The 5,897-nt window shown below is 59.7% G+C and carries 5 protein-coding genes and 1 pseudogene; 1 reads left to right on the top strand and 5 read right to left on the bottom strand.

Annotated features, from left to right (window positions below; all coding sequences use genetic code 11):
• Positions 1 to 94 precede the first annotated feature (94 nt).
• The 5 genes from QZ964_RS11345 to QZ964_RS11325 all read right to left on the bottom strand — a co-directional run bounded on the left by QZ964_RS11345 (position 95) and on the right by QZ964_RS11325 (position 4,775).
• The gene (locus QZ964_RS11345; RefSeq protein ID WP_292531769.1) at positions 95 to 274 is read right to left on the bottom strand and encodes a hypothetical protein; all 180 of its coding nucleotides are present in this window, start codon (positions 272 to 274) and stop codon (positions 95 to 97) included.
• On the bottom strand, positions 249 to 1,439 hold the full coding sequence (locus QZ964_RS11340; RefSeq protein ID WP_292531767.1) for an XRE family transcriptional regulator: 1,191 nt from the start codon (positions 1,437 to 1,439) through the stop codon (positions 249 to 251). Before QZ964_RS11340 ends, QZ964_RS11345 begins: the two co-directional genes overlap by 26 nt.
• A complete protein-coding gene (locus QZ964_RS11335) occupies positions 1,423 to 2,808 on the bottom strand; it encodes a 7-cyano-7-deazaguanine synthase (protein WP_292531765.1) in 1,386 nt (461 codons plus the stop codon). The genes QZ964_RS11340 and QZ964_RS11335 overlap by 17 nt, the downstream gene beginning before the upstream one ends.
• Entirely contained in the window at positions 2,805 to 3,380 is a 576-nt protein-coding gene (locus tag QZ964_RS11330) for a hypothetical protein (protein WP_292531764.1), read from the bottom strand. Before QZ964_RS11330 ends, QZ964_RS11335 begins: the two co-directional genes overlap by 4 nt.
• 174 nt (positions 3,381 to 3,554) lie before the next feature.
• Positions 3,555 to 4,775 carry an ATP-binding protein gene (locus QZ964_RS11325; protein ID WP_292531763.1) on the bottom strand — a complete coding sequence of 407 codons (1,221 nt, stop codon included), beginning with the start codon at positions 4,773 to 4,775 and terminating at the stop codon, positions 3,555 to 3,557.
• Between the two features lie 402 nt (positions 4,776 to 5,177).
• Between QZ964_RS11325 and QZ964_RS11320 the strand changes: the two are divergent.
• Positions 5,178 to 5,751: pseudogene (locus tag QZ964_RS11320) on the top strand (ParB/RepB/Spo0J family partition protein); the annotation flags it as partial.
• Between the last annotated feature and the right edge of the window lie 146 nt (positions 5,752 to 5,897).

Genomic DNA, 5,897 nt, shown 5'->3' with positions numbered 1-5,897 from the left:
ACGCCGCCGCGCGCATCGTAACTCCAGTCGAGCTACGCCCTCCTTCCGTCACGACGCGCGCAACAAAGGGTCAATGTTGGACGCCGATATGGGGTCAATTTTGCGAGCCGATTGACAGTTTCAATTCTCCGGCTACGATCTGCGGCACGAGGATGTCGTTGGTGATGGCCGTGAGGATCCGCTCACCGTAGGTGCAGGCGTGGAGGTTGATCAGCACACTCGTGTCGAGAACCAGCGGCCGCTGGTTATCAGTCAGGGAGCTTGAGCAACTCATCCGTCTCTCTTTCTTCAAGCTCGATCTGGTCGATGACGCGGCGCAGCTCCACCCGCTTCACCTTCAGCAGTTCCGCCAGCTGGCCTTCTGACATGAGCTCACGCTTCCAGGCGGCGTGCGCCATCAGGCTCATGCGGTGGGAGATGGGGCGGTCTGCATCGCTCTTGGCCGGATCGGGGCGGCCTGCCATTTCTCCGAGAACCTCCCGAACATGTGCATCCGTGATGCCGCCATTGTTTTCGAACCATGCCCAAGTACCCTTCTTGGCGAGGCCCAATTCTTCCAATCGGAGACCGCAGGCTTGGCGCGAGATGTTGTATTGTTGAGATAGGAGAATGATCAGGCGTCGGGTCGTTTTGCCGGTGATCTCCTTCAGTTGGCGGAAGCTCTCCGAAAAGCTCTCGGCGGGCGTCAGGAGCGCACGACCAAACGCGTTGGCGTAGCGTTCGTCGCGTGACAGGAACTTTTCATCCTCTTCGAGCACTTCTGGGTTGTAGCGGGTGCCGTAGAAATGTCCGAGCTCGTGCGCAGCGGATTGGACTCGCCGCGGCGTTGGATGATTGGCATTCAGAAATATGCAAGCGCCGATGGCTTCGTCATAGGTAAATAGCCCCGCAATCTTCGAAGCGGACGAGAGGCGGCGCTGATACAATCGGATGCCGAGACCCAGTTCGATGACCGAGAAGATGTCAGTAATCGGTCCAAGGCCAAGACCCATCCAGTCGCGTAGCTCCTTGGCATGCCTTTCGGCAAGGGCTACCACGTCACCCTCGTTGATACCGCGCTCCGGTGGGTAGTTTCGTCGCCGCTCGATGCCGAGCATGTTCTCCATCTCAACATCCGCCTTGATCAAGTCGTTGAACAGCTGAAAGGCCTCGGTCGTATGCGCGTCCTCTGTCTCGCGCAGTTTACGGAAGCGAGGCACCAAATCCGTGTGGACTGCCTCGCGGCGGAGGAGCGCGTTCACCGACACCCCATAATAGCGGGCGAGCATTTGGATCTCTTGAACGCGCACGCGGCGTACGCCCTTCTCAATGGAAACCAGGGTCGGACGGGACGTGCCGATGATCTGGGCCGCGTCATCCTGTCGGATACCGGCGTTCTCCCGCGCCAGTCGGAGACGTCGACCAATTTCCTTTGCGCTCAGCTCATTCAGATCGGCCATAGCGCCCTCCGTCCATCCAGCTTTTCAAAAAGCTTTGTTCTCCTTGTGCGGACAGAAACGCCCGCCACTCTTTCGCATGCGTCACTAACAGGGTCCTCAGGTTCTTTAGCGTTTCTTGGTTGGTTGCACCGGTCGCTGCGGCGATTTCCGAAACATGCACACGGAGGGCGCCGTCAGGCAGCTCCGCCATATCCGCGAGGTGTTGCAGGTGGCGCACACCGACGCTGCCATACTTGACCATGACGTCTCGGTCGGCTTTCTGGGGGATAATCGACAGAGCCTTGTTCACGTCAGAGCCGCTCAGGTCCCAAAGCACGTAGGTGGCAGGCGTCTCGTCGACGCCCGCAGCGTGTAGGCTAAGTCGTCTTAGAAGGCAGGCAGCGCAGAGCCCACACTGTTTCCTGTCGCCTACATTAACAACTCGGCGCGTCTGCCAGCAGGAACGGGTGCTTGTTAGGTCCCCTGCGGTCTTTCCAGGTAGGTCCAGAAAGGCGCGGAGCGTCTCGCCCTTCGTGAACCACAGGCGCGGCTGCTTAAACTGAAGTCGGTGACCTAGCGCCGCGTTTATGAACCGCTCCATCTTTCGGAAGAAAGTCGGATGGTTGCGGTAGTCCGCATAGATGTTGTGCAGGGGCAGCAATACCGGGCCAAGTGCGCCTTGGCCACTCTCTGGAACCACAATCCGTGACACGTTCGAAAGGTGCGCGGCAACCGCCGTTATTGCCGCAAATTGAAAGCCGCGCGACCGAAAGCTGCTCTCATTACTCTGGTAGCCCTCAACCTTGAACGGGATTTGAGTAAAGTAACTGTCGCCGTTCTTTCGGTGTTGGTGGCTGCTGGTGACACGGACACAGAGGGCTTCATCCCTCTCGCCGCTCAGGGCCGAGACGGCCTGGGAATCCAAACCGTCACTGTAGGCGATGGCGAAGGTCTTGGTCTTCCCGAAGTCGAGAGGGATTTGTCGGGAGCCAACCGGCGAGAGATTCTTCGCTTGGACGAAGGTAAAGCGCCAATTGTCGCACGTTAGGTGGCGCAACGCACTTTGAAGGCTGTCCGTGACGTCTTGTCTCTGCCAGATTTTAAGGTCGATGACTGGGACCACCACATCAAAGGTGCGACTCCAACTTTGCGGACGTTTCCAGCGGCGGTCGGCAAACTCGATCGCGGCGCAGAGAACCAGTAGGTCGTAATGCAGCGACTGAAATCCTTTCACATCGAAGGTATCCAGAACCGCTGCGTCGAAGACAATCTGTCGGCCGATCTCAGCCGTCACCGCGTCCTTCGGACAGCTGTGGTCGGGCTTTTGGCCTTTCTCAATGACGCACAGGTGCTTGCCCGGCGCCGGTGACCTCGTCGGATGGGCGCTCACTCGTCGGGTCCCTCATCTACGCCGGCTTTCTTTCGAAGCATTTGCTTGAAAGCGCGCTTGTTGCCGGAGGTTAGGGCACTGCAGAGGTCGCCCGGGTTAATGGCGGCGAACGTGTCGCGATTGCGTTCGATCGCCTTGCCGTAGTCGTCCTTGCTCATGTCGCCGAGGTCGCGGGCATGGATGCATTCTTCGTCGAGGCGGTTTTTGGTGACGTCGATCCAGTCTTTAGCGGTGCTGGCGAGCGCCTGATCCAGCGCCACATCGCGAGGCATCTGGTCTCGCAGGTTGGCAGTTAGATGCTTTTGGAGGGTGTCAGTCAGAGGCGACTTTGGATAGCTGTCGAAGATGGCGTCGGTCGAGGAAACGGGGTCTAAGTCTAGCTGGGAGTGCTGAGCGGGGGCTTGGAGGGCGCTCAGGACGGGGCTGATTATCGTCATGCCCGCATCACCGAGCATGCTGTGGCATGCTTGCGCGGTGCGCTCTTCGGCGCTCGTGGCATCGCTGACCAAATCTTGGCCGTACCGCTTCCAGCGGCAGCTCAGCTTTGCGTTTCTGAACGGTCCATCGGTCATGGCAACCTCCAATGTCGGGAAAATGCAACATAAAACTGACAATGTCAATATCAGCAAATAAAATGCTGACATTGGTCGAGGTCAGAAAGATCGCCCTCGTCGCAGGCCGCATGGAGATTTGATTGTCCGGTTGGGAATGTCTTCGTAACGAGCTTTCGAGCAAACCTTGGGCTTTCAACCCCACAAAGACGACAATGGCGCCGCAGCCAGCCGGTCGCCGAAGGGCACAAAACCGGCGCTGTCATAGAGGACCACGCCAAAGGCAAAGCGCTCCTTGCACGCCTCGGCCAAGGTCCGCATCCCGGCGAAATCGCTGGATTTCACCGTTGCCGACGCCTTGACCTCGACACCCGCAATCATGCCGTCGTCGCGCTCCAGCACGACGTCTACTTCGTGCATCTGCTGGTCGCGGAAATGATAGGGCGTCAGTCGCATGTCGGACGCCGTCATGAGCTTCAGGACTTCGGAGAACACGAAGCTTTCGAGGAGCGCGCCGAATAGGTCGCGACTAGCCTTCACCCGATCGAAGCTCAACCCCCGCGCCGCGGCGAGCAGGCCGGAGTCGAGGAAATGCAGCTTCGGCGTCTTGGCGATTCGCTTCAGCGCGTTTGTGTACCAAGGCTGCACTGTCGAGACGAGGAACACCTGCTCCAGCAGTGCGACATAACGCTGCCCCGTCTTGTGGCTGACATTGATGCTGGAGCCGAATTGCGAATAGTTGACCAATTGCCCCGAATGTTCCGCCAGCAACCGAACGAATTTCGGCAACTCGGTCAGCTTCTCGATGTCGGCGATGTCTCTGAGGTCGCGCGTCAGGACGGACGTCAGATAGGACCGCGCCCAATCCTGTCGCCGGCGTTCGCTTTCTCGGCTAATGGCCTCGGGGAACCCTCCGAGTAGCGCCAGCCGGACGAGGTCGTCGCCGACGACCGCGTTCCGGTCGCCCTGCAGCTTCCCGGCGAACAGACGCTCCAGGAAGGTCGGCGCATTGCCGGCTATTTCGGCGCGCGCCAGCGGCAGCATCCGGATGGTTTCCATCCGGCCAGCCAAGCTGTCCGCGACGCGCGGCAAGGTCAGCACATTGGCGGAGCCAGTTAGCAGGAAGCGGCCGGGCCGATAATCCTCGTCCACCGTTCTCTTGATCGCAAGCAGCAGGTCCGGCGCGCGCTGGATTTCGTCGATAATGGCGTGGTCCAAACCACGAATAAAGCCGGTGGGATCGGACTGGGCGGCGTCGAGGACCGTCTGATCGTCGAGCGTGATATAGGTCCGGCCGGCTTCCGCCATTTTTCGGACGAGCGTGGTCTTGCCCGCCCGGCGCGGTCCCACGATCAGGACAACAGGGGTGTCCGAAAGGGCCTCCTTCGCCCGACGTTCCACGAACCGCTCGTACATGCTTTTTCCGGGCCTCTGTCAATTGGAACTATGAAGCATGATAATTGGAAGTCAATAGCCAGTTGATTGGAACCAGTAGAGCCGTGAACCGGAAGTGGCGGGGCTCAAGTCTTCGTCGTGGCAAGGATGCGATTTCGGCGGCCCAACGTTTGCGTTGAAAGCCGCATTACCGCCGATCAGCTGAGACTGTGTGCAGGATTTCAGTGATCGGCTGACTTGCGAGGAAGGGGGCCGGTGCCGGTCACAGTGATCCGCAATGTCCAGACTGGCGGCGCAGTTCGCCCCGGTTTCGTGATCGGCGCTGTGTCGAGGAGCGTCGAGAGTGAGAGGGCCCTTTGGGCTTTTCGACGGAGAAGAGGGTGAGAGAGAGGCTCTCGCCCGCCCGTCGCGGAGTTCATGGACATGGCGAAGATTGTTTTGACGGCGGCGCGGGACATTGCGCTCGACAAGCTCGTGGCGTCGGACGCGAATGTGCGGCGGATCAAGGCCGGGGGTGAGCATCGAGGATTTGGCCGAGGATATTGCCCGGCGGGGATTGTTGCAGTCGCTGAGCGTGCGACCTGCGCCGGACGGCGACGGCGTGGAGACGGGCAAATTCTCGGTGAGCGCCGGCGGGCGCCGGCTCGCCGCGCTGAAACTTCTCGTGAAGCAGAAGCGGCTGGCGAAAAACGCGCCGGTTCCCTGCATCGTGAAGACGGACGGGATCGAGGAAGAGGATTCGCTCGCCGAGAACACGATGCGCGAGGCTCTGCACCCGCTCGATCAGTTCCGGGCGTTCAAGAACCTACACGATCAGGGCGTGACGATCGACGAAATCGCCGCGCGGTTTTTCGTCGGCGCGCAAGTGGTGCGCCAGCGGCTTAAGCTCGCGGCGGCGAGCCAAAAGCTGCTCGACCTCTATGTCGCCGAGGAGTTGAGCCTCGAACAGCTGATGGCCTTTTGCGTCACCGATGATCACACCCGACAGGAGGAAGTTTTATGCCGATATCGGCATAAGACCTGTTATGTCGAGCAGGAGATTATGCCGAGCAAGAGTGGGCGGGGCATTGCGCGGCCTGGATGACCTCAAGGATTTACTCGGCATAATTTCGATCCGTTCAGCCTCTAAAAGCCGAAAGGATC

The sequence above is a fragment of the Methylocystis sp. genome (assembly GCF_021731785.1).
Classification (GTDB): Bacteria; Pseudomonadota; Alphaproteobacteria; order Rhizobiales; family Beijerinckiaceae; genus Methylocystis.
The sequence above is the reverse complement of the archived record's forward strand: the minus strand, read 5'-3'. Positions and strand labels throughout refer to the sequence as shown.

Excerpts from the sequence above, each read along its gene's own strand:
- QZ964_RS11345 (WP_292531769.1), bottom strand. The coding sequence starts at position 274 with ATGAGTTGCTCAAGCTCCCTGACTGATAACCAGCGGCCGCTGGTTCTC.
- QZ964_RS11340 (WP_292531767.1), bottom strand. The coding sequence starts at position 1,439 with ATGGCCGATCTGAATGAGCTGAGCGCAAAGGAAATTGGTCGACGTCTC.
- QZ964_RS11330 (WP_292531764.1), bottom strand. The coding sequence starts at position 3,380 with ATGACCGATGGACCGTTCAGAAACGCAAAGCTGAGCTGCCGCTGGAAG.
- QZ964_RS11325 (WP_292531763.1), bottom strand. The coding sequence starts at position 4,775 with ATGTACGAGCGGTTCGTGGAACGTCGGGCGAAGGAGGCCCTTTCGGAC.